General features: G+C 72.9%; 18 protein-coding genes and 1 pseudogene. 5 read left to right on the forward strand and 14 right to left on the reverse strand.

Translation table 11 applies throughout. The annotated features are described in order from the left end of the window. Positions 1-129: 129 nt before the first annotated feature. Complete coding sequence (locus tag O1Q96_RS32215; protein WP_269251503.1) at positions 130-1251, reverse strand: ROK family protein; 1122 nt, start codon at positions 1249-1251, stop codon at positions 130-132. Positions 1252-1687: 436 nt separating this feature from the next. Here O1Q96_RS32215 and O1Q96_RS32220 point away from each other — a divergent pair, with 436 nt between their 5' ends. Together O1Q96_RS32220 and O1Q96_RS32225 are read left to right on the forward strand one after the other, a co-directional pair. Further along, complete coding sequence (locus O1Q96_RS32220; RefSeq protein ID WP_269251504.1) at positions 1688-2605, forward strand: N-acetylglucosamine kinase; 918 nt, start codon at positions 1688-1690, stop codon at positions 2603-2605. Positions 2606-2816: 211 nt separating this feature from the next. Next, the gene (locus O1Q96_RS32225) at positions 2817-4742 is read left to right on the forward strand and encodes a phosphatase PAP2 family protein (RefSeq protein WP_269251505.1); all 1926 of its coding nucleotides are present in this window, start codon (positions 2817-2819) and stop codon (positions 4740-4742) included. 113 nt (positions 4743-4855) lie between these two features. Here the strand turns inward: O1Q96_RS32225 and tgmB are convergent, their stop codons facing one another. From tgmB to ribA, 7 genes are all read right to left on the reverse strand, one after another. After that, positions 4856-5845: an ATP-grasp ribosomal peptide maturase gene (tgmB, locus tag O1Q96_RS32230; protein ID WP_269251506.1), complete on the reverse strand. Its 990-nt coding sequence runs from the start codon at positions 5843-5845 to the stop codon at positions 4856-4858. A 16-nt stretch (positions 5846-5861) separates the two neighbouring features. Further along, complete coding sequence (gene tgmA / locus O1Q96_RS32235; RefSeq protein ID WP_033325990.1) at positions 5862-6053, reverse strand: putative ATP-grasp-modified RiPP; 192 nt, start codon at positions 6051-6053, stop codon at positions 5862-5864. A gap of 725 nt (positions 6054-6778) precedes the next feature. After that, on the reverse strand, positions 6779-7960 hold the full coding sequence (locus tag O1Q96_RS32240) for a saccharopine dehydrogenase family protein (protein ID WP_269251507.1): 1182 nt from the start codon (positions 7958-7960) through the stop codon (positions 6779-6781). Then, positions 7953-9014, reverse strand: a complete 1062-nt coding sequence (locus tag O1Q96_RS32245) for a saccharopine dehydrogenase (protein ID WP_269251508.1) — start codon at positions 9012-9014, stop codon at positions 7953-7955. The genes O1Q96_RS32240 and O1Q96_RS32245 overlap by 8 nt, the downstream gene beginning before the upstream one ends. After that, positions 9011-10165 (reverse strand): NAD(P)/FAD-dependent oxidoreductase, encoded by a 1155-nt coding sequence (locus tag O1Q96_RS32250; protein WP_269251509.1) that lies wholly within the window; start codon positions 10163-10165, stop codon positions 9011-9013. The genes O1Q96_RS32245 and O1Q96_RS32250 overlap by 4 nt, the downstream gene beginning before the upstream one ends. Continuing rightward, positions 10162-11151: an ornithine cyclodeaminase family protein gene (locus tag O1Q96_RS32255; protein WP_269251510.1), complete on the reverse strand. Its 990-nt coding sequence runs from the start codon at positions 11149-11151 to the stop codon at positions 10162-10164. The genes O1Q96_RS32250 and O1Q96_RS32255 overlap by 4 nt, the downstream gene beginning before the upstream one ends. A 120-nt stretch (positions 11152-11271) precedes the next feature. Next, a complete protein-coding gene (gene ribA / locus O1Q96_RS32260; protein ID WP_269251511.1) occupies positions 11272-11931 on the reverse strand; it encodes a GTP cyclohydrolase II in 660 nt (219 codons plus the stop codon). A gap of 75 nt (positions 11932-12006) precedes the next feature. Between ribA and O1Q96_RS32265 the strand changes: the two genes are divergently transcribed. Then, entirely contained in the window at positions 12007-12762 is a 756-nt protein-coding gene (locus O1Q96_RS32265; protein WP_331276114.1) for a creatininase family protein, read from the forward strand. 209 nt (positions 12763-12971) lie between these two features. Here the strand turns inward: O1Q96_RS32265 and O1Q96_RS32270 are convergent. The 5 genes and pseudogenes from O1Q96_RS32270 to O1Q96_RS32290 all read right to left on the reverse strand — a co-directional run. Further along, positions 12972-13982 (reverse strand): annotated as a pseudogene (locus O1Q96_RS32270) (lysylphosphatidylglycerol synthase transmembrane domain-containing protein); the annotation flags it as partial. Further along, entirely contained in the window at positions 13982-14974 is a 993-nt protein-coding gene (locus O1Q96_RS32275) for a class I SAM-dependent methyltransferase (RefSeq protein WP_269251513.1), read from the reverse strand. The gene O1Q96_RS32275 and the pseudogene O1Q96_RS32270, both read right to left, overlap by 1 nt. Further along, entirely contained in the window at positions 14971-16071 is a 1101-nt protein-coding gene (locus O1Q96_RS32280) for a glycosyltransferase family 4 protein (protein ID WP_269253813.1), read from the reverse strand. Before O1Q96_RS32280 ends, O1Q96_RS32275 begins: the two co-directional genes overlap by 4 nt. A 23-nt stretch (positions 16072-16094) precedes the next feature. Continuing rightward, positions 16095-16493, reverse strand: a complete 399-nt coding sequence (locus O1Q96_RS32285) for a 6-pyruvoyl trahydropterin synthase family protein (RefSeq protein WP_055513514.1) — start codon at positions 16491-16493, stop codon at positions 16095-16097. A gap of 266 nt (positions 16494-16759) precedes the next feature. Next, positions 16760-17734, reverse strand: a complete 975-nt coding sequence (locus tag O1Q96_RS32290; RefSeq protein WP_269251514.1) for a zinc-dependent alcohol dehydrogenase — start codon at positions 17732-17734, stop codon at positions 16760-16762. Between the two features lie 144 nt (positions 17735-17878). On the opposite strand from O1Q96_RS32290, the gene O1Q96_RS32295 reads away from it, so the two are divergent. Continuing rightward, positions 17879-18661, forward strand: a complete 783-nt coding sequence (locus O1Q96_RS32295; protein WP_269251515.1) for a CDP-alcohol phosphatidyltransferase family protein — start codon at positions 17879-17881, stop codon at positions 18659-18661. A gap of 146 nt (positions 18662-18807) precedes the next feature. Here O1Q96_RS32295 and O1Q96_RS32300 read toward each other — a convergent pair whose 3' ends face one another. After that, complete coding sequence (locus O1Q96_RS32300) at positions 18808-19686, reverse strand: oxidoreductase (RefSeq protein WP_269251516.1); 879 nt, start codon at positions 19684-19686, stop codon at positions 18808-18810. Positions 19687-19847: 161 nt separating this feature from the next. On the opposite strand from O1Q96_RS32300, the gene O1Q96_RS32305 reads away from it, so the two are divergent. After that, positions 19848-20768: a helix-turn-helix domain-containing protein gene (locus O1Q96_RS32305; protein ID WP_269251517.1), complete on the forward strand. Its 921-nt coding sequence runs from the start codon at positions 19848-19850 to the stop codon at positions 20766-20768. The last annotated feature ends 58 nt before the right edge of the window (positions 20769-20826 follow it).

Genomic DNA, 20826 nt, shown 5'->3' on the forward strand with positions numbered 1-20826 from the left:
TCGCACGAGCGCGCCCTCGCACGGCTGCCGTACGTCGAGTCGAGTACGGCGGGACGCCTCACCCAGGGCCGGGTCCCGCCGGCCATGGAAAGCGCTTGTCCGGACATTGGCAGACCTGCGGCTGACCCGTCAATGCTTGACTCGCATACCACCGGTCACGGTTTGAATTCCATGGGCCACGGCAAGTCGGCTCGCACCCGCCACGGTGCCGCTGTCGCCGACCGTGCTGCTGACCACCTCGGTGGGCCAGCTGAGCCGCGCCAGCTCGGTCCGTACACCGGGCAGGAGCTGCGGAAACGCGCCGGTGCCGCCCCCCAGCACGATCAGCCCCGGGTCCAGCACGGCGACCACCGCGGCGGCGAGCCGGCCCACGTCCGCCGCGTGCTCGCCGACCACGAGAGCGGCTGTGGCGTGTCTCTCCTCGGCGAGGGCGAAGAGCCGCTCGGGAGTACGGGGGCAAGGACCGTCGGTGCCCCGCCAGGCCTCCTCGGCCCGGCGCAGCAGGGATCGGGAGCCCATGCGCTCCTCCAGGGCCTCCTGGCGCGGTTCACGGCCGTCGTCCCACGGGTAGGGCAGCCGGGCCAGCTCTCCCGCGGCGCCGTTCGCCCCGCGCAGCACGTGGCCGCCGATGACGATGCCGAGGCCGATGCCGACCCCGATCCGCAGATAGCCGAACGAGTCGCGGCCGCGCGCGGCGCCCTCGTGCAGTTCGGCGAGCGCGGCGCAGTTGACGTTGTTCTCCAGGTGGACGGGGACGCCCGGCGGCAGGGCGACGGCCATGGCGTCGAAGACGGGGCCGGCCTTGGCGGTCGCGGGGCGCATCCCGGTGCCCTCCCGATCCCGCGCCGTGACGTCGCCGACGGCGACGACGATGGCGCGCAGCGGGGCTCCGGCCGGAAGGGCGTCGAGAGCCTTGCGCACCGTGTCGGCGGCGTCCGCCCGGGGCCCGGTGCCCTGGGCGAGCAGGGTTCCGTCCAGGGCGCAGCCGCGCACCTGGGTGTGGGTGGGGCCCAGGTCGACGGCCAGTACGGCGCCCGCCGCGGGACCGAGGCCGTACACGGCGGCGGAACGGCCGGTACCGCCGGTCGCGGTGCCGGAGCAGGCGGCGAGCCCGGCGGCCTCCAGCTCGGCCACGGCCGTGGAGACGGTCGGCTTGGACAGTCCCGCACCGGCCGCCAGCTGGGGACGGGTGGCGGTGCCCGATGCGGCCAGTACGGCGAACACGGCGCGGGCGCTCTCGCTCAGGTTCATGCTCTCCCTCAGGTCATGCCGCAGCGGCCTGTCGCAACGGTTGTACGGCATGGGTTCCACAACCCTTGACGCACCCTACTTCGTTAGTTAACTTCCTAACGAACTCGTGCGGTACTCGCCTGCCGCACTCCCCCGAAGCCCGTCCCGGGGCTTCCCTAGGCCCTGTCGTCACATTGCCGTCGTCCGCCCGAAGGGCGGGCCGGGCGGCGTCCGGTGCGTGCTCTCGGCGTGCCGGCCGGAAGCCCTCGTACTGGACGTACCTGGGCTTTCGGCCGGTGCGGCAAGTGGGGGTCCCCCCGGCCGGTGGCTGGGGGAGCGTGCCGGACGTCGCCCGGCGGACGGGAATGTGACGACAGGGCTTGGTACACATCCGTAGGCACGGTTCGCCCGCCGCTCGCTTCGCATGCGCGTACCGCGCACCGACGAAAGAGGCTCCGTGCTGGACTCCACGCCCATCGCCGTCGGTATCGACGTGGGCGGCACCAAGACGCATCTGCGCGCGGAAGCCGGGGGCGACCCCGGCTTAGGGCCGGGTACGGTCGCCGATCACGTGCGCAGCAGCAGGGGATGGCGGCCGCACGATCCCGCGTCCGCCGCCGCCTGGCTGGCCGCACTGATCGACGACGCGTTGCCCCAGGGTGCGCGCCCCGCCTCCGTGGCCGTCGGCGGGCACGCCTGTGAGACACCTCGCCAGTGCGAGGAGATCCGCTCCGCTCTGCACGCCCTCCTCCACGTGCCCTGCCGTGTCGTCGGCGACGCCGAACTCCTCGTACCCGCGGCGGGTCTGGACAAGGGCGTCGGCCTCGTCGCCGGTACCGGTTCCGTCGCGGTGGGCCGGCTCGCCGACGGCACCGGGATCCAGGTCGGCGGCTGGGGCGCGGTGCTCGGCGACGAGGGCGGCTCGGCCGGGCTCGTACGCGAGGCCGCGCGGGCCGTGTGGGCGGCGCACGACCGCGCCGAACCGCCGGACGCGCTCGCCGACCGGCTGACCGCCGCCTTCGGAGTGTCCGAAGTACCCGCCCTGGGAGCGGCGCTGGAGAGCGCGACCGATGTCTCCGCGGAGTGGGGGCGCCATGCCCCCAGTGTGTTCGCGGCGGCCGAGGACGGCTCCTCGCTCGCCCTTCGAGTGATCGCCGAGGGCGGCCGCGCTCTCGCGTCGCTCGTCGTACGGCTCGCCGGACGCGGGGTCCCCGTGGACGACGTCGTGGTGGCGGGCGGCACGGTGCTGCGCCAGCCGGTGCTGTACGAGGCGTTCACCGCCGCGCTCGCCGAGGAGCTGCCCTCGGCACGGCCGCAGCGGCTGCGCGTTCCGCCGGCCGAAGGGGCCGTGGCGCTGGCGCGGGCGCTGCTGTGAAGGGGCCGCGGGCAGGGCGGTTTCCGCGACCGTTGAGTTCACCACCGCGCGATGAGTCCGCTCGTTCAACTCGCGTTCACCGGTCCGGGATCAGCTCACGTGATCGGTGCGCGTTCAGCGCTTCGGTGCGAGTCCAGCACTTCGAGTTCCGCACTTTCGAGTTCATCCCTCCCGTCAAGACCTCAGCAGGACCAGAAGGAGAGGCACCTCCATGCCCGGTGTGCACCCCCGTCCCCCTCGTGGCAGAGCCGGTATCGACCGGCGTGTGTTCCTGCGGAGTTCCGTGGGCGTCTCGGCCGGACTGATCGCGGCTCCCGCCGTCGTCGCCTGGCCGGCCACCGCGTCGGCGGCGACAGCGGCCGCCACGAACACGTCCGCCGCATTCGTGGACTCGTACACCACCAACGTCGTCACCAACCTCACGTCCGAGACCAACGCGGCCGTGCACATCCTCGACGGCTTCGCGCGCATCTGGAAGACGGGCACGGCCTGGAACACCGGCACCCCGCTGATGCCCGAGGTGCTGCGCGCCAACATGCGGTACTGCGCGCGCGTCACCCGGCGCCGCACGGACGCCGAGGCCCGGACGGCGTTCGTCCAGGACCGCCAGCACCAGAGTTACGCGGTGATCGCGGGCCTCGGCCCGCTCGCCGGCCTGTACCGGAGCGGGGCGAAGGCCGTCACCGGCATCACCTCGGCGCCGGACGGTGTGCCGGCCGGCCGGATCAACGACGCGATCCCGGCCGACGCGCCCGCGGGCTCCGCGCTGGGCGCCGGTTCGTACACCTCGGACCTCGGCAAGGTCGCCGAGCTGGTCGACACCGTGCGCGGTCCGTTCGCGTCGAGCAACCCGTCGAAACTCGGCTACCAGTACCCCCGCCCGTGGCGCATGAACGAGGACAGCGAGGTCGTCGACACGGGGAGGACCGACGACCAGAGCTTCCCCGTCTACGAGTCCGACGTCGTGGTCGTCCCGCAGTTGCTGCGGCAGCGCGGCACGGACCCGGCCGACGACGGCGGCTTCACCAGCGGCCACACGAACGCCTTCTACCTCGCGGCGCTGGCCATGGGGTACGCGGTCCCCGAGCGGTTCCAGGAGCTGGTGGCCCGTGCCTCCGAGCTCGCCCACACCCGCATCGTGGCGGGCATGCACTCCACCATGGACGTGGTCGGCGGCCGTGTCCTGTCGACGGCCCTCGCGGCGGCGGCCCTGGCCGACCCGAAGAACGCCGGCCTCAAGGCCGCGGCGCGGGCCCAGGCCGCGGCCTACTTCCAGGAGCACACGGGCACGACCGCGGACACCCTCTACGCCTACGCGCACTCGGCGGGCCGGGACACCGACCCGTACGCGGACCGCGCGGTCAACCGGGCCGCGGTGAAGCCCCGGTTGACCTACGTGCTGCCCAAGCGGCGCGCTCACGACCGCATGACCGTGCCGAAGGGCGCCGAGGTCCTGCTGGAGACACGGCTCCCCTATCTCTCCGCGGCCCAGCGGCGCGAGGTGCTGCGGACGACCGCGCTGCCCGCCGGTTACGTCCTGCTGGACGGCTTCGAGAAGTGGGGGCGGCTGAACCTCTTCGCCGCCGCCGACGGATACGGGGCCTTCGACGCCGACGTGCACGTCACGCTCGACGCGGCCGCCGGGGGCTTCGCCGCCGCCGACACCTGGCGCAACGACATCGGCGGGCGCGGCGCGCTCGTCAAGCGCGGCAGCGGCACGCTGACCCTCACCGGCGACAACGAGTACTCCGGCGGCACCACGCTGGAGCAGGGTGTCCTCGCGACCGCCTCGGCCGACGCGCTGGGCTGCGGTGACATACGGGTGAAGGGCGGCACCCTGCGGGCGGCTTCGCCTCTTCGGGTGCGGGGCTCCTACACCCAGGCGTCCGGTACGACGCTGGAGGTGACGCTCCCGGGCGACGGCGACCCGGCGCTGAAGGTCGGCCGCCGGGTACTGCTCGACCGGGGCAGCAGGCTCGTCCTGCGGCTCGACGGTTCGCACCGCCCGAGGCGGGGCACGGTCCTTCCGGTGATCGAGACGCGGGCGCTGCAGGGGCGGTTCGCCGGCATCACGGTGGACGGGTTCCACACCGAGCCGGTCTTCACCTCGCGCGGGCTGTCGGTCCGTCTCACCTGACCGCCACGCGGAGCGCTCCCCCGGAGCGCTCCGCACAGTTCCAGGCGCCCCGCACGGGGCGCCGTCCGTGTCCGGTGGCGAGGGTGGCGGGGGCAGTGGTGATGATGGTGTGGTCAATGACCTTCGATCGCCCACGCCCTGCCGCCGTTGGCCGGTGCGCCGGCCGGGCCGGGGGTGGCCAGCCAGTCGGCGACGGCGGCCGCGATCGGCTGGCCCGACTCGATCTGCACGAATCCGAACTGGCCGGACTGGTTGCACTCCAGGAACCACCACATCCCCTCGGCGTCCTCGGCGAAGTCGAAGGCTCCGTAGGCGAGTTCGGCCTCACGGAGGTAGGCGAGCACTCCGGCCGCGATGCAGGACGGCGCGTCCACCGCCTGCCACGGGGCGTCGGAGGTGGCGAACCGTACGTCCACCTCGTCCGGGTCGGCGTCCGGGGCGACAGCCTTGCGCGCGGCGAAGATCCGGTCGCCGACGCAGGTCAGCCTGATGTCGGCCCGCTTGGCCACCCGCCGCTGGAGCAGGGTCGGGCCGAAGGCGACAGCCGTGAAGTCCGTCTCGGGTGCGACCCTGCTGGTGGGCACCGCCCTGGGCGGCTCCTGCGGGTGCGCGCCCGAGACGGGCTTGACCACCAGATCCGGGTAGCGGTCCGCGAACTCACGGGCGGCCTGCGGGAACGTGGTGATCAAAGTGGCGGGTACGGGCAGGCTGCTGAGCTGGGCCAGGTGGAGCTGCCAGGGCTTGTGCCGGGCCCGTCGGGCCGCGTCGGGGTGGTTCATCCAGCGCGCGCCGGTGGAGCGGAGCATGCCGTAGAGCGCCTGCGCGGACTCCTCGGTCAGCCAGTCGGAGGGCTCGGCGGCGTGGGCCGCGGGCACGCCGGGCCGGCGGACCCACACGGACCGCAGCCCGCTCATGCTCACCAGGCGGCCGCCGGCGGACAGATGCCCGCGAAAGGTGCCGTGCACGTACTCGCCCGACAGGGCCACCGGGCCGGGCAGGTCCGCGGGGTCGAGGCGGACGACCGGGACACCGTTCCCGTCGAGCTCCGCCACCACCATGTCCGCGGTCACATCCTGTTCGCACGTCAGGATCAGAACCGTCATCGTCGGAGGTCCGGCTTCAGTCGTCGAAGTGGGTCTTCGAGCCCGCGGTCGAGGTCGTGGCCCCCAACTCCCGCAACACGGCGTAGTCATGAGCGGCGAGCCGCCCGTCCGGGAGCACGTTCAACTGCAGTCTGGAGTCATAGGCATACGGAACGCTGACCTCCAACTGCTGGGCCGGACGAGCATAGTTGAGCGCGAACGGTCGCATCGGTTCTCCTTGCTAGGTGCGGACCCGGACAAGCGGATCGTGACGCTCCGGCGTCACGTCGCCCGGCGGGTCCACAGGGCTTCCACGGAGATATACGAATCGAACTGGCGAATGGTTGCCTCACGCTGCGTAGTCACCGAAGCGGTACGGTTCGTCACTCGTTCCGATCGGGGGCGGACCTGCGTGCATAGGGCAGCCACTCGCCTCCTATGACGTACGCTCCGGGCCTACGGATCCGGCGCCGAGCCGCAGTTCAGCGCACTGGCGCACACTTCCGGCCACCCGCCGGACCGCCCGCCCCCCGGGCGCCGAGGGGCGGACGGCACCTGCGCGCGCCGGGACGCGGTACATCGCGGACATACGGCCGCGGCCATGGATCTCATGCGGCGGACACCTCCCTCGTAGCGGCTGCTCCCACCGCGACCGACCGCCAACCGGGCCAGGTGAAAGACCAGTTGAAGCGAGAGGTGGATGCGGTCGAGCAGGCCGGGACCGCTGACGCGGACCGGACCGGCCGGCTGCTGGCCCACCGCGGGGGCGGCGGTCGCCTCCGCGAGTACCTGATTTCCGCGACCCGTCACAGGTGTGTCGTACATCTCACGTCGTACGGTCCGCGCGAGGTCGTCAGAAACCGCCCGTTCGGGAACTCTGCCCTGTTTCGGGGTTTCCCGCCCGGCTCGCGGAGGCCGGCCCTCCGGTCGTGGACACGCCCGGCGCGAAGTCCGTCAGGCGGAACCGCCTGTCCGCAGTACGAAGTCCACTCCCTCGCGGGCGAGTTCGGCGAGCCACTCCTCGGACCGCCCGGCCGTCTCCGCCGCGCGGTGGAGGCCGGCCGGTACACCGCCGCCGAGGATCTGCCGTACGCCGAGCGCGAGCGTCCGTGAGACGCAGCGCGCCATCGCGCTCTCGTCGGCGTCCCCTTCGAGGTCCAGGAGGTAGCGCCCCGACCAGGTGCGTCCCGAGCCCTCACGGACGTCCAGTGACACGGCGAGGACCACCCGGTCGCGGTCGGCGTCGGTGGTCGGGTAGCGGGCGGCCAGCTCCTGGGCGAGTGCCGTGATCCGCCGGTCGTCGCCGTGGCGGAGTTCCTCGAAGACCGGCTGCCAGGCGTCGAGCCAGCCGTCGAGGCGCAGCGTGCCGCGGACGAACGTCAGGGGCTTCCAGGCGGGCGGCAGCCCGTACTGCCCGACGAACGGGACGCTGTCGCGGTTCGGGTAGACCTCGAAGGTCTCCCCGTCCACCACGTGGGTCCGGGTGGCCTCCCAGGGCAGCGCGGCCGTCGTCTCGGCGCCCGCCTCGATGTAACGGGCGGGTGAGCGCAGGGCGTTGAGGACTCCGGCCGGAGCCCAGCTGAAGCGGTACCTGAAGTCGTTCGGGACGGCGGGAATGCCTCCGCAGTACGAGGTGAGGCTCACCTCCGCGGCGGTGTCCGCGCCGATCTCCTGGCGGGCGCGGCCGATGAGGCTGTGCGCGAAGAGATGGTCGATGCCCGGGTCGAGTCCGGCTTCGGTGAGCACGACGACTCCGGCCGACGTGGCCGCGGGGACCTGGTCGAGGACCGCCTGCGAGACGTAGCTGGAGCAGGCGAAGTGGGCGCCGCCGCGCACACAGACGGCGAGCAGCGCCGCGTGTCCGGAGGCGGGCAGCATGGACACCACCACGTCTCCCGGGGCCAGTTCCGCTTCGAGGGCCTGCGGTGTGTACGCGCGCGGCTCGGCACGGCCGGTGAGGTGGAGCGCCGCCAGGCTCCGGGCGGCCCGCTGCTCGGTGCGGTGCCACAGGCGTACGCGGTCGGCGGCTTCGCAGAGCGCGGCCAGTCCGCTGCCGGTGGACAGACCCGCCCCGATCCAGTGGACCGTGCCGGAGGGGCGCACGGAGGCCGGAGCGGAACCAGCGGACTCAGGCATCGCCGAACTTCCCCTCTGTCGAGCCGAGTTCGTGGCACGCCTCGGTGAACCGGTCCAGGCAGCGCCCCCACGCCCCGCCCGTCCCGAACTCCAGGAGGTGCGGTGTCAGGGCCGCCGAGAAGTCCGTGCTCGCCTCCTCGGGCAGCAGGGAGGGAAGGTTGTCGATGGCGATGAGGTCCAGGGCGGGCCGGTCGTGCAGGCGTCGTACGGGATCCGTCCAGTCGGTGATCGTGTCGTAGACCGGCAGGACGTTGTACGGGGAGCCGACGTCGCAGGTCACGTCGCACACGGTGCCGAGGCGGCGGCCCGGGTCGTCGAGGTCCTTGTCGGTGAGGAAGGGTGTGGCGGGCCCGGTGGTGAGCACCGTGTTCACCATCAGCTCGTGCTCCAGCAGGGCCTGCCGGTCCAGGGCGCGGGTCTCGGCGAGATCCCAGCGGGTGGGTTCGAGTCCGGCCTCGATGAGCGCGACCCCGGCTCCGCGTCCGGAGCGGCCCAGCGCCCCGATCACGAGTGAGGAGAATCGCTCGTCGCCGGACGCCGGGCGCAGGCCGGCGTCCAGTTCCTCCTTCGACGTCGGCCGCAGCGGAGCCGTCAGCCTGCCCCGGTGGTGCAGGACGGCGAGGGCGGCGCCCACATAGCCCGCCCAGTAGCCGAAGGCGGCGAGCCTGCGCCCGTCGTCGTCCACCAGGTACTCCAGGTCGAACAGCGCCCCGCCGCCTGCGACGAAGCGGCGCAGCAGCGCCCCGGCGCCGGACTGTGCCTTGTACGCGTGCCCGAAGAAGAGGTGCCGGTGCCTCAACTCCCCGGGGGCATCGGGCAGTTCCTTGAGGCCGACGATCACCGCGTCCGCCGGTGCGTCCCTCCAGGTTCCCGCCTCGACGACACGGCAGCCCGCCGCCTCGTACGCCTCGGCCGGGAAGATCCGCTGCGGGGACTCCTCGACGGTGAGCGTCACGCCGGCCTCGGCGAGCCGCCGGGCGTCGGACGGCACGACGGCGGTGCGCCGCTCGGTCGTACGGGTCTCGTGGCGCAGCCACAGGTGCAGCTCGGTCATACGCGGTTGACCTCCGGTCGCGGGGCGTCGGCGGCGAACCGTTCGGCACGCAGCGGGGTGATGTCGACGAAGGGATCATGCCCCAGGTAGAGGTCACGGACGACCTCGCCGACGGCCGGTCCCTGGAGGAAGCCGTGCCCGGAGAACCCGGTCGCGTACAGGAAGCGGGAGACCGAACCGGCCTCGCCGATCAGCGCGTTGTGGTCCGGGGTGATCTCGTACAGGCCGGCCCAGCCGCCCGTCCTGCGCAGGCCGAGCAGGGAGGGGGCGCGGCGCTCCATGGCCGCGCACAGGCGGGGGATCCAGCGGTCGTGCGTCCCGGTGGCGAACCCGGTCTCCTCGTCGGGGTCCGACATGCCGACGAGGAGACCGGGACCTTCGGTGTGGAAGTACAGGCTGCTGGTGAAGTCGATGGTCATGGGCAGGCCGGGCGGCAGGTCGGGGGCCGGTTCGGTCACGGCGATCTGGCGGCGCAGCGGCTCCACCGGCAGGTCGACGCCGGCCATCGCGCCGACGGCCCGGGACCAGGCGCCCGCCGCGCAGACCACGGCCCCGGTGGCGATCCGGCCCAGGCGGGTGACGACGGCCGTGATGTCGTCACCCCGTGTCTCGATGCCGGTGACCTCGCAGTGCCTGACGATCCTCGCGCCGTGGCGGCGGGCGGCGGCCGCGTATCCGTGCACCACGGCCTCGGGGGTGCAGTGGCCGTCGTCCGGGGAGAAGGCGGCGGCCAGCAGCCCCTCGGTGGTGATCAGCGGCGAGAGGCGGCGGGCCTCGGCCGGGTCCAGCATGCGGCTGGGCACCCCGAGGCCGTTCTGCAGCCGTACCCCGGCCTCGAACGCCTCGACCTCCTCGGGTGTCGACAGGAGGAAGAGGTAGCCGACGCGGTGCAGCCCGATGTCGTGGCCCGTCTCCTCGCCGAAGCGGGCGAACGCCTCCAGGCTCCGTGCGCCGAGCTGGATGTTGAGCTCGTCGGAGAACTGGGCGCGCACGCCTCCCGCGGCCCGCGAGGTGGACCCCGAGGCGAGTTCGTCCCGCTCGACCAGCACCACGTCGGGCACTTTGGCCCGCGCGAGGTGGTAGGCGATGCTCGCGCCCATCACCCCGCCGCCGATGACGACGACTCCCGCGCGCCCGGGCACACCTGTCATGGGCGGGGCTCCCCTCCGCGGGCGCGTTCCCGCGCGGCGTCGATCACGGCCCAGGCTGCGGCGGCGTCCTGGACGCCGAGGCCGACGCTGTTGTAGTAGACGATGTCCCGCGCGCTCGTCCGTGCTTCGCGGCGGCCCGTGAGCACGGCGCCGAGCGGGATCAGGTCGTCGTGGGCGAGTGTTCCGGAGCGCAGCGCGTCCACCACGGGCCCGGCGTGTCCCGCCGCGGTCGCCGGATCGTCGACGACGACGGCGGCGGCTCTCCGGAGGACCGCGGGGTCGACCTCGCTCCGGCTCGGTTCGAAGGAGCCGACGCTCACGACCGTGCATCCCGGCGCGAGCCATTCGCCCCGGACGACGGGTGTCCTGCTGAGGGTGCAGGCCGCGACCATGGGCAGTCCGGCCACGGCCTCCTCCGGCAAGTCCACGGCCTCGACGCTGATGGCGAGTTCGGCGGCGAGCAGCCGGGCCGCCCGGTCGCGCCGGTCCGGGGTGGGACTCCACAGCCGTACCGCTCGCAGGTCCCGCACCCGGGCGACGGACCGCGCGTGGGCGAGGGCCTGCGTGCCGGAGCCGAGGAGTCCGAGTTCGGCGCTGTCGGGGGTGGCGAGCGCGTCGAGGGCCACCGCGCTCGCGGCGGCCGTGCGCAGGGTCGTCACCTCCGTGCCGTCCATGACGGCGACGAGGCGCCCGGTGACCGGGTCGAGGGCGTTGATCACGGCGTGCACGGTCGGCAGTCCGCCGGCCGCGTTGCCCGGGTTGACGCTGCCGAACTTGGCCACGGCCCCGGTGTCCGCGGACAGCCGCGCGAGGTAGGCGAACACGACGCTGTCGTCGAGCCCGCTCGGGTGCATGATCTTCCCCGGCAGCTCGGCGGTGCCGTCGCCGAGTGCGGTGAAGGCGGCCCGCTGGGAGCGGATCGCGGCGTCGGTGTCGAGCAGGCCGGCCACCTGGTCGCGGGAGAGATGGAGGACGTCGTCGGTCACCCCTCTTCCCTTCCCCCGTCCGTACCGGTCTCACCACGTCCCGGGCGTCCGGGTGACGTGCCCGGCCGCCGCGCGCCGCAGGGGAGGTCGGCGGCGCGGGGCGGCCGGGGCCGGGGCGCCTCAGACGCGGTGGCCCACGACGGCGTCCAGGTGGGGCAGATCGTGGTCCAGACGCTCGCGCTTGGTGCGGAGGTAGGTGATGTTGTCGTCGCAGGGCGGGATCAGCAGCGGCACCTGCGCGTCGACCTCGATGCCGTTGCGGAGCAACGCCTCCCGCTTGCGCGGGTTGTTGGACAGCAGTCTCACCGAGCGGACGCCGAGGTCGTGCAGGATGTCCGCGGCCACGCCGTAGTCACGGGCGTCCACGGGCAGTCCGAGCGCGAGGTTCGCCTCGACCGTGTCGAGGCCCTCCGCCTGGAGCTTCATCGCCTGGAGCTTGGCCAGCAGACCGATGCCACGACCCTCGTGCCCCCGGAGGTAGATCAGAATGCCGCGGCCCTCCGCCGCGATCTTCCGCAGTGCGGTGGAGAGCTGGGGTCCGCACTCGCAGTGCCGGGACCCGAACGCGTCGCCGGTCAGGCACTCGGAGTGCAGCCGGGCGAGCATTCCCTCCTCCCGGATGTCACCGTATACCAGGGCCACTTGTTCGTCTCCGCGGGTACGGTCCAGGTAGCCGACGGCCTGGAAATCCCCGTACACCGTGGGCAGCGGGGCATTCACGACCCGCTCGACGCCTGCGGAGTGGGATTTCCCGGCGAGTACGCCATCTATTTCTGTCATGATTCTGGTTCCTAAGCAGAGACGAAAGGTCGCGAGAACATGGTCAATTCGGGCGGTTCGGAAATACGGCTCACGATGTCAGGTCCGTTGCCGGTGGACACCACGGAAGACGTACGGGCACGAGGCGCCGATGTCGCCCGGCAGGTCGCCGTGCTCCCCGTGGGCAGCTTCGAGCAGCACGGTGCGTATCTTCCGCTGTCGACCGACACGCTCGTCGCGTGTGCGATCGCCCGGGAGGTCGCTGCAGCATTCCCCGTTCACCTCCTTCCTCCGGTGACGATCTCCTGCTCGCACGAACACGCGGCCTGGCCGGGAACGGTGAGCATTTCCTCCGTGACACTCCATGCGATGGTGCGGGACATAGCCGAATCGCTGCGCCGCTCCGGGGTGGACACGCTCGTACTGATCAATGGTCATGGCGGAAATTACGTACTGGGAAATGTAGTTCAGGAATCCTCCGCGGCCGGCGCTCGAATGGCTCTGTTCCCGGCGGCCGAGGACTGGGAGGCGGCACGGGTGGCGGCAGGGGTGGAGACCTCGCTGCTCACTGATATGCATGCGGGGGAAATTGAGACCTCCATTCTGCTGCACACGGATCCGGAATTCCTCAGGCCTGGCTACGAGACCTCCGACTTCGTCGCCGACGACCGTCGGCAGCTGCTCTCTCTCGGCATGTCGGCCTATACCAAGTCCGGTGTCATCGGACGCCCTTCGAGGGCGTCCGCGGGGAAGGGGAAGGAACTGCTGGCCTCGCTCGCCGACTCCTTCGGAGCGTACTTCTCGCTGCTGACATCGGAGTCCGGACTGCCGCCGGTGGTCGATTCGCACTGAGCGTCCCCGTCCCCGTTCCCTTCCGCTTCCGCGCGGCCCGGCTTCCGTGCTCCCGGCGACCGCGGGACCGGTCCGGCCGCCGCGCCGTCCTCACGCGGGCTCCGCAGTCCCCCGTACCAACGCGCCACCAGTACGGCGACACCGGGCAGGCTCGCGGCGAAGCTGAGCACGCCGTAGACGACGGCCACGGTCAGGCCCTGGGTCGCGCCGAGGCCCGCGGCGCCGAACGCCCAGGCGGTGACGCCCTCCCTCGGCCCCCAGCCGCCGACGTTCAGCGGCAGGCTCATGGCGATCAGGGCCAGCAGCGCCAGCGGCACCAACTCGGCGGCGGACGCGGCGGACCCGGCGACCCGGGCCGCGAGCAGGAACATCAGGACGTGCCCCGCGAGCACCACGACGGACGAGATCACCACGCCCGGCCAGCTCCCGCGCGCCAGCAGTGCTCCGCGCGCCTCGGCGAGCGTGGCACGAACGGCCCGGCGGCGGCGGGACGTACGGGGCGATCTGCCCCGGCCCCGGACGGCGCCCACGGTGACGACCCCGCACAGCGAGACGACGGCCAGCAGCAGGGCGAGGTGCCGGGTCTGGGACAGGACCGGCGAGGGCTGTGTGAGCAGTACGGCCACACCCACCACGGCCAGGACCACCTGGCCCGCGACCCGCTCCAGGACGACGGCGCGTACTCCGCGGCCGACGTCCCCGGCGCTCTGCCCGTGCCGTACCGCCCGGTGCACGTCGCCGAGGACCCCGCCCGGCAGCGCCGCGTTGAGGAACAGCGCGCGGTAGTAGTCCGCGACGGCCGGGCCCAGCGGGAGCCTGAGCCGCAGGCCGCGGGCCACCACGCACCAGCGCCAGGCGCTGAACACCGTGGTGAGCACGCCGATGCCGAGCGCCGCGAGGAGCGTGAGCGAGTCGATGCGGCGCAGGCCGTCGAGGAAGACGCCGGTCCCCAGCCGCCAGGTCAGCACGGTGAGGATGACGACACCGGCGATCGTGCCGAAGTGGGTGCGCAGGATCCGGGAGTCGAGGCGGGCGCGGACACGGCCCAGGAGGCCGGCCCCGCCGCCGTGCGGGCGCACGGCGGGCGGGCCGCTCTTCGCGGCGGTCCGCGACCGCGGCGCCGTCGCGTCGGCGCCGCGGTCGCGGACCGCCGCCGACAGTTCGTCGTCCAGGGCGGCCAGTGACCGCGCCTCCTCTTCCGCCACGGCCTGCGCGCCCATCACACTTCCCCGCCCGGGCGGGCCAGCGCGAGCAGGTCGCTGTGGTGGACCACCGCGCGCAGCTCCCCCGCCTCGCACGCCGTGAGGCGCTCCTGGAGGTAGGCCGCCGCCGGGCCGGCCAGTTCCGGGCGCTGTTCGACGGCCGCGCCGACCCAGCCGCGCAGCCACTCCGCCGTCAGCGCGGACTCGTCGGGTCCGAGGCGCCACGCGCTGGGGTGCACCCGTACCGTCGCGCCGTGCCGGGCGAAGGCGTCGCAGGCCGCGTTGATCGCTTCGGGGCCGAGCAGGTCTCCGCGCCGCTGGTGGTCGTTGAACGCCTCGGCGATCTCGGCGTCCAGCGGATGGGCCGGGGTCAGTTCGACCCGTCCGACCACCGAGAGTGTGAGGAGGGCGGGGCAGCCGGCCCCGGCGCAGGCCGCGGCCAGTGTCTCGATCTCGTCGGGGGTGAGGACGTCCAGCAGCGCGGAGGCCGTCACCAGCGAGGCGCCGGCCAGGGCGTCCGCGGTGAGCCGGCCGACGTCGCCGCGCTGCGTCTCCACCGTGACCCGGCTGCCGTCGGCGGCCGAACGGGGTGACCCGACGGCGGCGAAGTGCAGCAGGTACGGGTCGTGGTCGTGCAGCACCCAGTGCTGGGGCCCGTCGAGCCGGGGCGCGAGCCAGCGTCCCATGGATCCGGTGCCGCAGCCGAGATCGTGGATGACGAACCCGTTGGCCCGCCGGGGCAGGTTCGCGAGCCGGATCCGCAGGGGATCGAGCAGCTCGGAGGCCCGGGCCGAGGCGTCGACGCCCTCGCGCAGCTGAAGCCACTCGGGGGCGTAACGGGTGGTGTCGTCGGTGGCTTCGCCGCGGGTGCGGTCGCCGAGCCGAATCGTTCCTGTGTCCCGTCCGCCGTCCACGGCCCCGGAACCGGCCTGCGTCATGTCGCCCGGTCCCGGCGCGGTCGTCGTAGCGGCCCCCGGAACCCCTGTCGGCGTGGTGCTCGTTCCGCTCATGCCGCCCCCCTCCTTGCCTCGCTCTTCAGTCGCCCCAGGACACCCGACAGACTCCGGGCCGTGGTGGCCCAGCCTCCCAGGGACGCCCGGCGGGCCCGCGCGGCGGCCTTGAGGCGCCGGCGTACGTCTGCCTCGTCGAACCAGCCTCGCAGTTCCGCGGCGAGGGCCGCGGGATTCTCCGGCGGGACGAGCAGGCCGGGCACCCCGCCGTCGGGTGCGCGCCCGACCGCTTCGGGGAGCCCGCCGACGTCCGTGGCCAGCACGGGAATCCCGCGGGCGAGCGCCTCGGTGACGGCCATGCCGTACGTCTCCGCGTACGAGGTGAGGACCATCAGGTCGGCGGAGGCGTAGCTCGCGTCGAGTGCGGCGCCCGACTGGGGGCCGGCGAGGTGCAGCCGGTCGCCGAGGCCGTGTTCGTCGATCAGGTTCCGCAGTCCGGCCACGTACTCGGGGTCCTGGTTGAGGCCGCCGACGAGGACGCAGCTCCAGCGCAGGTCGGTGACGGTGGCGAGGGCCTCGACGAGACGGTGCTGTCCCTTGCGCGGGGTGACCGAGGCCACGCACAGCAGTCTCGACACGCCGTCGGTGCCGGGTGCGAGCGGAGCGATGTCGGCGCCGGGGGCGGCGACATGGACCCGGTCGGGCGCCAGTCCGTGGTGGGCGACGAGTCTGCGGGCCGCCCACTCGCTGGTGGCGACGACGGCCGGCACGGCACGCAGGGTGCGGCGCTCCCGGGCGTCCAGGTCCGCGGCCAGCGCGGGCGTGAGCCCCGTCTCGTCACCGAGCGGCAGATGCACGAGGACGACCAGGCGCAGGCGTCCGGCCTCCGGGATGACGATCTCGGGGACCGAGCAGGCGACCAGACCGTCGAGGAGTACGACGGTGCCGTCGGCCAGGTCCGCGAGGGTGCGGGCCAGTTCGGCACGGGCCGGGGCTCCGGGCTGGGGCCAGCTGCCGTCGATGGCGTGCTTGTGCACCTGCCAGCCGAAGCCGGGCAGGTCGAGGCTGACCCGGGCGTCGTACACGTTGCCGCCGCTGGGCATGGTCGGGTCGTCCACTCCGCCGGGCATCACGAAGTGCATGGCGCGCAGGGACATGGGGATGATGTCGGCGTGGTGGTTCACAGCGCACGCTCGTAACTCGCCCAGGCGATGTGCGACTCGTGCAGGGTGACCGTGATGCCGGCCAGGCCGCGGGCTCCCTCGCCCAGCGCCCCCTTCTCCACGCGCTCGGCGAGGCGGTCGGCGACGACCTTGGCCAGGAACTCCGTGGAGGTGTTGGTGTCGGCGAACACCGGCTCGTTGTCGAGGTTGCGGTAGTTCATCTCGGCCACCACCTCCCCGAGTTCCCTGGTGGCCAGTCCGATGTCGACGACGATGTTGTCGTCGTCCAGCTCGGCGCGGCGGAACGTGGCGTCCACGAGGAACGTCGCTCCGTGAAGGCGCTGCGCGGGTCCGAAGACCTCTCCGCGGAAGCTGTGGGCGATCATCAGGTGATCGCGGACGGTGATGCTGAACAACGGACGACCCTCCAGGTGCGGCGCGTCTGACCCCTCTGCCGGGGCGTGCCGTGTAGTACGGCCGGTCCGTTCTCCGTGTTCAGGGGGTTCGGGGCGGAGTTTCGGACAGGGTGCCCGGGACAGGGCGGCCAGGGGCGCGTAGTGCGAACTTGATTACCGACGTGCGGATTCGCTCCGCTCGGGGCGTGCGACCGGCGGCCGGCCCGGGAGGGCCGCCCGCGCCGGGCGCCGGGCGCGGGGCCGCGGATGTCACGGCCCCGTGCCGCTCAGGGGTAGCGGACCAGGTGGCACATGGCCGTCGTCTCTCCCGTGGTGAGCCCGGCCATCGCCTCGGGCAGGTCCTCGAAGGCGCATTCGCCGGTGATCAGGGCGTCGAAGGCGGGATCCGCGAGGAGTTCGAGCGAGATGGCCAGCCGGTCGGCGTACGTGCGGCGGGAACTCCTGGCCGGTGAGACGGACCCGACCTGGCTGCTGCGTATGACGAGGCGGCGGGAGTGGAACGCCTCGCCGAGCGGCAGGCTGACCTTCCGGTCGCCGTACCAGCTCAGTTCGAGGACGGTTCCCTCCGGGGCGAGGAGTTCGAGCGCGCGGGCGAGTCCGGCCTCGGTGGCGCTCGCGTGGACGACGAGGTCGCGGTCGCCCGCGGCGTCCTGCGGGAGGGCGAAATCGATGCCGAGGGCCCGCGCGAGGTCCGCGCGTGCCGGGTTGGCGTCGACGAGCTGGACCCGGGCGGCGGGATACCGGGCGAGGAGCGCGGCGACACTCGCGCCGACCATGCCCGCGCCGACCACGGAGATCCGGTCGCCGATCAGGGGCGCCGCGTCCCAGAGCGCGTTGACGGCGGTCTCCACGGTCCCGGCGAGCACGGCCCGCGCGGCGGGCACGTCGTCCGGTACGGGTGTGACGGCGCTCGCGGGGACGACGTACCGGCTCTGGTGCGGATAGAGACAGAAGACGGTCCGTCCGACGAGTTCCGCGGGCCCCTCCTCCACGGTTCCGACATTCAGGTACCCGTACTTGACGGGCCCGGGGAAGTCCCCTTCCTGGAAGGGCGCCCGCATGGCGGCGTACTGACTCTCCGGCACCCCTCCGCGGAAGACGAGCGTCTCCGTTCCGCGGCTCACCCCCGAGAAGAGTGTTCGCACCAGGACCTCGCCCTCGGCGGGTTCCGGCAGGTGGGTGTCCCGGAGCTCGCCACGGCCGGGAGAGCTGAGCCAGAAGGCGCGGGCGGAGCGGTCCATTCGGCATCCTCCTGAGTAGTCCATGTGAATGGGCTGAGCGGGCGGGCTGAACGATCGGGCGGCGAGCCACGTACCGACCTTTGCGAAGCCGCGCACAAGGTACGCGGCAATGATCGTCTCTGTCACCTGGCCGGAGGATGTGCGGTGGCCCTGAACAACACGTACGACGCGAGGCTCTTGCAGCAGGAGACTGCCCTGGGAGCGGGCGTGCAGCTTCTGTTGCTGGCCGTGCTCGGCACGGCGATCGGCCTGGGCCCCGCGGGCTGGCTCACGGGGCTGGCCTTCGGCCTTGCGACGTGGGCGGTGCTCTCACGCGCCCTGCACCGCTCGCGGCCTCGTTCCTTCGGGGTCGCGAACCGCGTGACGCTGGGTCGGGCCACCCTCGTCGGAGGGGTGACCGCCCTGGTCGCGGACTCCTTCCAGAGTCCGCCGCCGGTGACGGTCCTGGTCGCGCTCACCGCGGTCGCCCTCATCCTCGACGCGGTCGACGGCAAGGTCGCCCGCCGCACCGGTTCCTCCACGGCGCTGGGGGCACGCTTCGACATGGAGGTCGACGCGTTCCTCATCCTGGTGCTCAGCGTGTACGTCGCCGCGTCGGTGGGCCCCTGGGCCCTCCTCATCGGCGCGATGCGCTACGCCTTCGTGGCGGCCGCCAAGTTCCTCCCGTGGCTCAACGGCACCCTCCCGCCGAGCACCGCCCGCAAGACGGTGGCGGCCCTCCAGGGAGTCCTGCTGCTGCTCGGCGGCTCCGGGATCCTTCCGTACGCCCTGACCTTCGGGGTCGTCGCCCTGGCCCTGGGCCTGCTGACCTGGTCGTTCGGCCGGGACATCGGGTGGTTGTGGCGGACGAGGGGCTCCGTCGAGCGCGAGGTGGCGCGCATCGAGGTGGAGCGCCTGCGCGAGACGGCGGGCGCGGGCGCCTCGTAGAGCGGCCCTGTAAGGGGCGCGAGAACCGTGCGCCCGCCCCCACGAACCCGCAGCCGTGCACACAGCCTTCGCTGCGGGTTCGCGTGTGACCGGCCGCACCCGCTCGGCGGAGCCGCGCATGTCCCGGCCCGCCTCTGGGCGGTGGGTCAGCGGCCGATCCTGTCCAGTTCCGCGATCTCGTGGTCCGGCAGGGACAATTCCGCCGCCGCGATGTTCTCGCGCAGGTGGGCCCGCGACGAGGTGCCGGGGATCAGGACCGTGGTCGCGGAGCGCTGGAGCAGCCAGGCCAGGGCCACCTGCTGGGGCGTGGCACCCAGGCGGGCGGCCACGTCGGTGAGCGTCTGCGACTGCAGCGGGCTGAAGCCGCCGAGGGGAAAGAACGCGGCGAACGCGATGTTCTGCGCCGCGCACCGCTCGACGAGGGCGTCGTCCTGGCGGTTGGCCAGGTTGTAGAGGTTCTGCACCGTGACGACGGGGGCGATGGCCTGCGCCTCGGTCAGCTGGGCGTCGGAGACGGCACTGATGCCGAGATGGCGGATCAGGCCTTCCTTCCGAAGCTCGGCCAGTGCGCCGAACTGGTCGCTCAGCGGCTCCTCGTCCGTTCCCCCGTCGTTGGAGCCGACGCGCAGGTTCACCACGTCGAGGGCGTCCACGCCGAGGTGCTGGAGGTTCTCGCGGACCTGGGCCTTGAGGTCCTCGGGGTCGCGCGACAGGATCCAGCTGCCGTCGTCGCCGCGGCGGGCGCCGACCTTGGTGACGATGCGCAGGCCGGCGGGGTAGGGATGCAGGGCCTCCCTGATGATCTCGTTGACCACGACCGGCCCGTAGAAGTCGCTGGTGTCGATGTGGGTGATGCCCCGCTCCACGGCCTCCCGCAGTACCGCGACGGCCTCGTCCCGGTCCTTGGGCGGCCCGAAGACGTTGGGGCCCGCCAGCTGCATGGCTCCGTATCCCATACGGGTGATCGTCAGATCGTCCGCCGGGGTGAGGGTTCCGCCGGAGAGCGTGCCGGTTGCGTCCGTCATGGTGTGCCTTTCACCGCGTATCTGCGTCTGTGGGGACGTGGACGGGTTCGTCCTCCGCCGACGCCGACTCTTCGCCCGCTCGGCCGCGGCCGGCAGTACCCCGCTGTTCCTGGGAGTGACAGGGACAGTCACCGGCGCCGGGACGGGCCTACGGTTGGTTCATGGACGCCACGAACGCCCTCGGAGAGTTCCTGCGGGCCCGCCGCGCGCTGGTGCGGCCCGAGGACGCCGGGATCCGCCGCGGCGGTGGCCTGCGGCGCGTACCGGGACTGCGGCGCGAGGAGGTCGCGATGCTGGCCGGGATCAGCGCCGACTACTACCTGCGTCTGGAACAGGGCCGCGACCGCAACCCGTCGCTCCAGGTCCTGGAAGCCCTGGCCGACGTCCTGAACCTGGACGCCCCCGCCACCGCGCACCTGATCGGCCTGACCCGGGCGCGCCCGTCCCGGACCCGTCGGTCCGGCCGCGCCGGCGACAGCGGACGGGCCTCACGAAGGCCCGAGCCCGTGCCCCCCGGCATCCTCCAGCTCATCGACGGATGGCCGGGCAATCCCGCCTACGTCGAGAACAGGTTCACCGATGTACTCGCGGCCAACGCGCTGGCGACGGCCCTCTCCCCGAACCACTCCCCCGGCGTCAACCTCCTGAGGGCCATCCTTCTCGACGAGACCGAACGGGAACTGCGCCGGGACTGGGAGGAACTGACCGAGGCGGGAATCGCCGCCCTGCGGGCCAACGCCGGACCCGATGTCGACGATCCCCGCCTGGTGGAGCTCGTGGGCGAACTGTCCGTACGCAGTGAGCGTTTCCGCCGCCTGTGGGGCCGTCACGACGTGCGGCCCAAGCTTGCGCGCGTCATGCGGCTGCGTCATCCGAAGGTCGGCGACCTCGAACTGCAGTCCAACAAGCTGGCCATCAACGGCACCGACGGCTTGATCCTCAAGGTCTTCCACGCCGAACCGGGCAGCCGTGACGCCGAGCTTCTGGGCATCCTGGGGAGCTTGGCGGTGTCCCGCGAGGACCGCCACGACGACCGGAGTGCGTCCGCCTCCGACAAGCATCAGGCCGTCGACGAGCAGTGAGCGAACAGCCCGAGCGGGCGCGCACGGAGACGGACTTCGTCGATCTGCCGCGCATGGT

This window comes from Streptomyces aurantiacus, assembly GCF_027107535.1.
Lineage (GTDB): Bacteria > Actinomycetota > Actinomycetes > Streptomycetales > Streptomycetaceae > Streptomyces.

Excerpts from the sequence above, each read along its gene's own strand:
- O1Q96_RS32305 (WP_269251517.1), top strand. The coding sequence starts at position 19,848 with ATGGACGCCACGAACGCCCTCGGAGAGTTCCTGCGGGCCCGCCGCGCG.
- O1Q96_RS32225 (WP_269251505.1), top strand. The coding sequence starts at position 2,817 with ATGCCCGGTGTGCACCCCCGTCCCCCTCGTGGCAGAGCCGGTATCGAC.
- O1Q96_RS32290 (WP_269251514.1), bottom strand. The coding sequence starts at position 17,734 with ATGGACCGCTCCGCCCGCGCCTTCTGGCTCAGCTCTCCCGGCCGTGGC.
- O1Q96_RS32215 (WP_269251503.1), bottom strand. The coding sequence starts at position 1,251 with ATGAACCTGAGCGAGAGCGCCCGCGCCGTGTTCGCCGTACTGGCCGCA.
- O1Q96_RS32280 (WP_269253813.1), bottom strand. The coding sequence starts at position 16,071 with ATGTCCCTGCGCGCCATGCACTTCGTGATGCCCGGCGGAGTGGACGAC.
- tgmA (WP_033325990.1), bottom strand. The coding sequence starts at position 6,053 with ATGCGACCGTTCGCGCTCAACTATGCTCGTCCGGCCCAGCAGTTGGAG.
- O1Q96_RS32300 (WP_269251516.1), bottom strand. The coding sequence starts at position 19,686 with ATGACGGACGCAACCGGCACGCTCTCCGGCGGAACCCTCACCCCGGCG.
- O1Q96_RS32250 (WP_269251509.1), bottom strand. The coding sequence starts at position 10,165 with ATGACAGGTGTGCCCGGGCGCGCGGGAGTCGTCGTCATCGGCGGCGGG.
- O1Q96_RS32245 (WP_269251508.1), bottom strand. The coding sequence starts at position 9,014 with ATGACCGAGCTGCACCTGTGGCTGCGCCACGAGACCCGTACGACCGAG.
- O1Q96_RS32240 (WP_269251507.1), bottom strand. The coding sequence starts at position 7,960 with ATGCCTGAGTCCGCTGGTTCCGCTCCGGCCTCCGTGCGCCCCTCCGGC.
- O1Q96_RS32265 (WP_331276114.1), top strand. The coding sequence starts at position 12,007 with ATGTCAGGTCCGTTGCCGGTGGACACCACGGAAGACGTACGGGCACGA.
- tgmB (WP_269251506.1), bottom strand. The coding sequence starts at position 5,845 with ATGACGGTTCTGATCCTGACGTGCGAACAGGATGTGACCGCGGACATG.
- O1Q96_RS32275 (WP_269251513.1), bottom strand. The coding sequence starts at position 14,974 with ATGAGCGGAACGAGCACCACGCCGACAGGGGTTCCGGGGGCCGCTACG.
- ribA (WP_269251511.1), bottom strand. The coding sequence starts at position 11,931 with ATGACAGAAATAGATGGCGTACTCGCCGGGAAATCCCACTCCGCAGGC.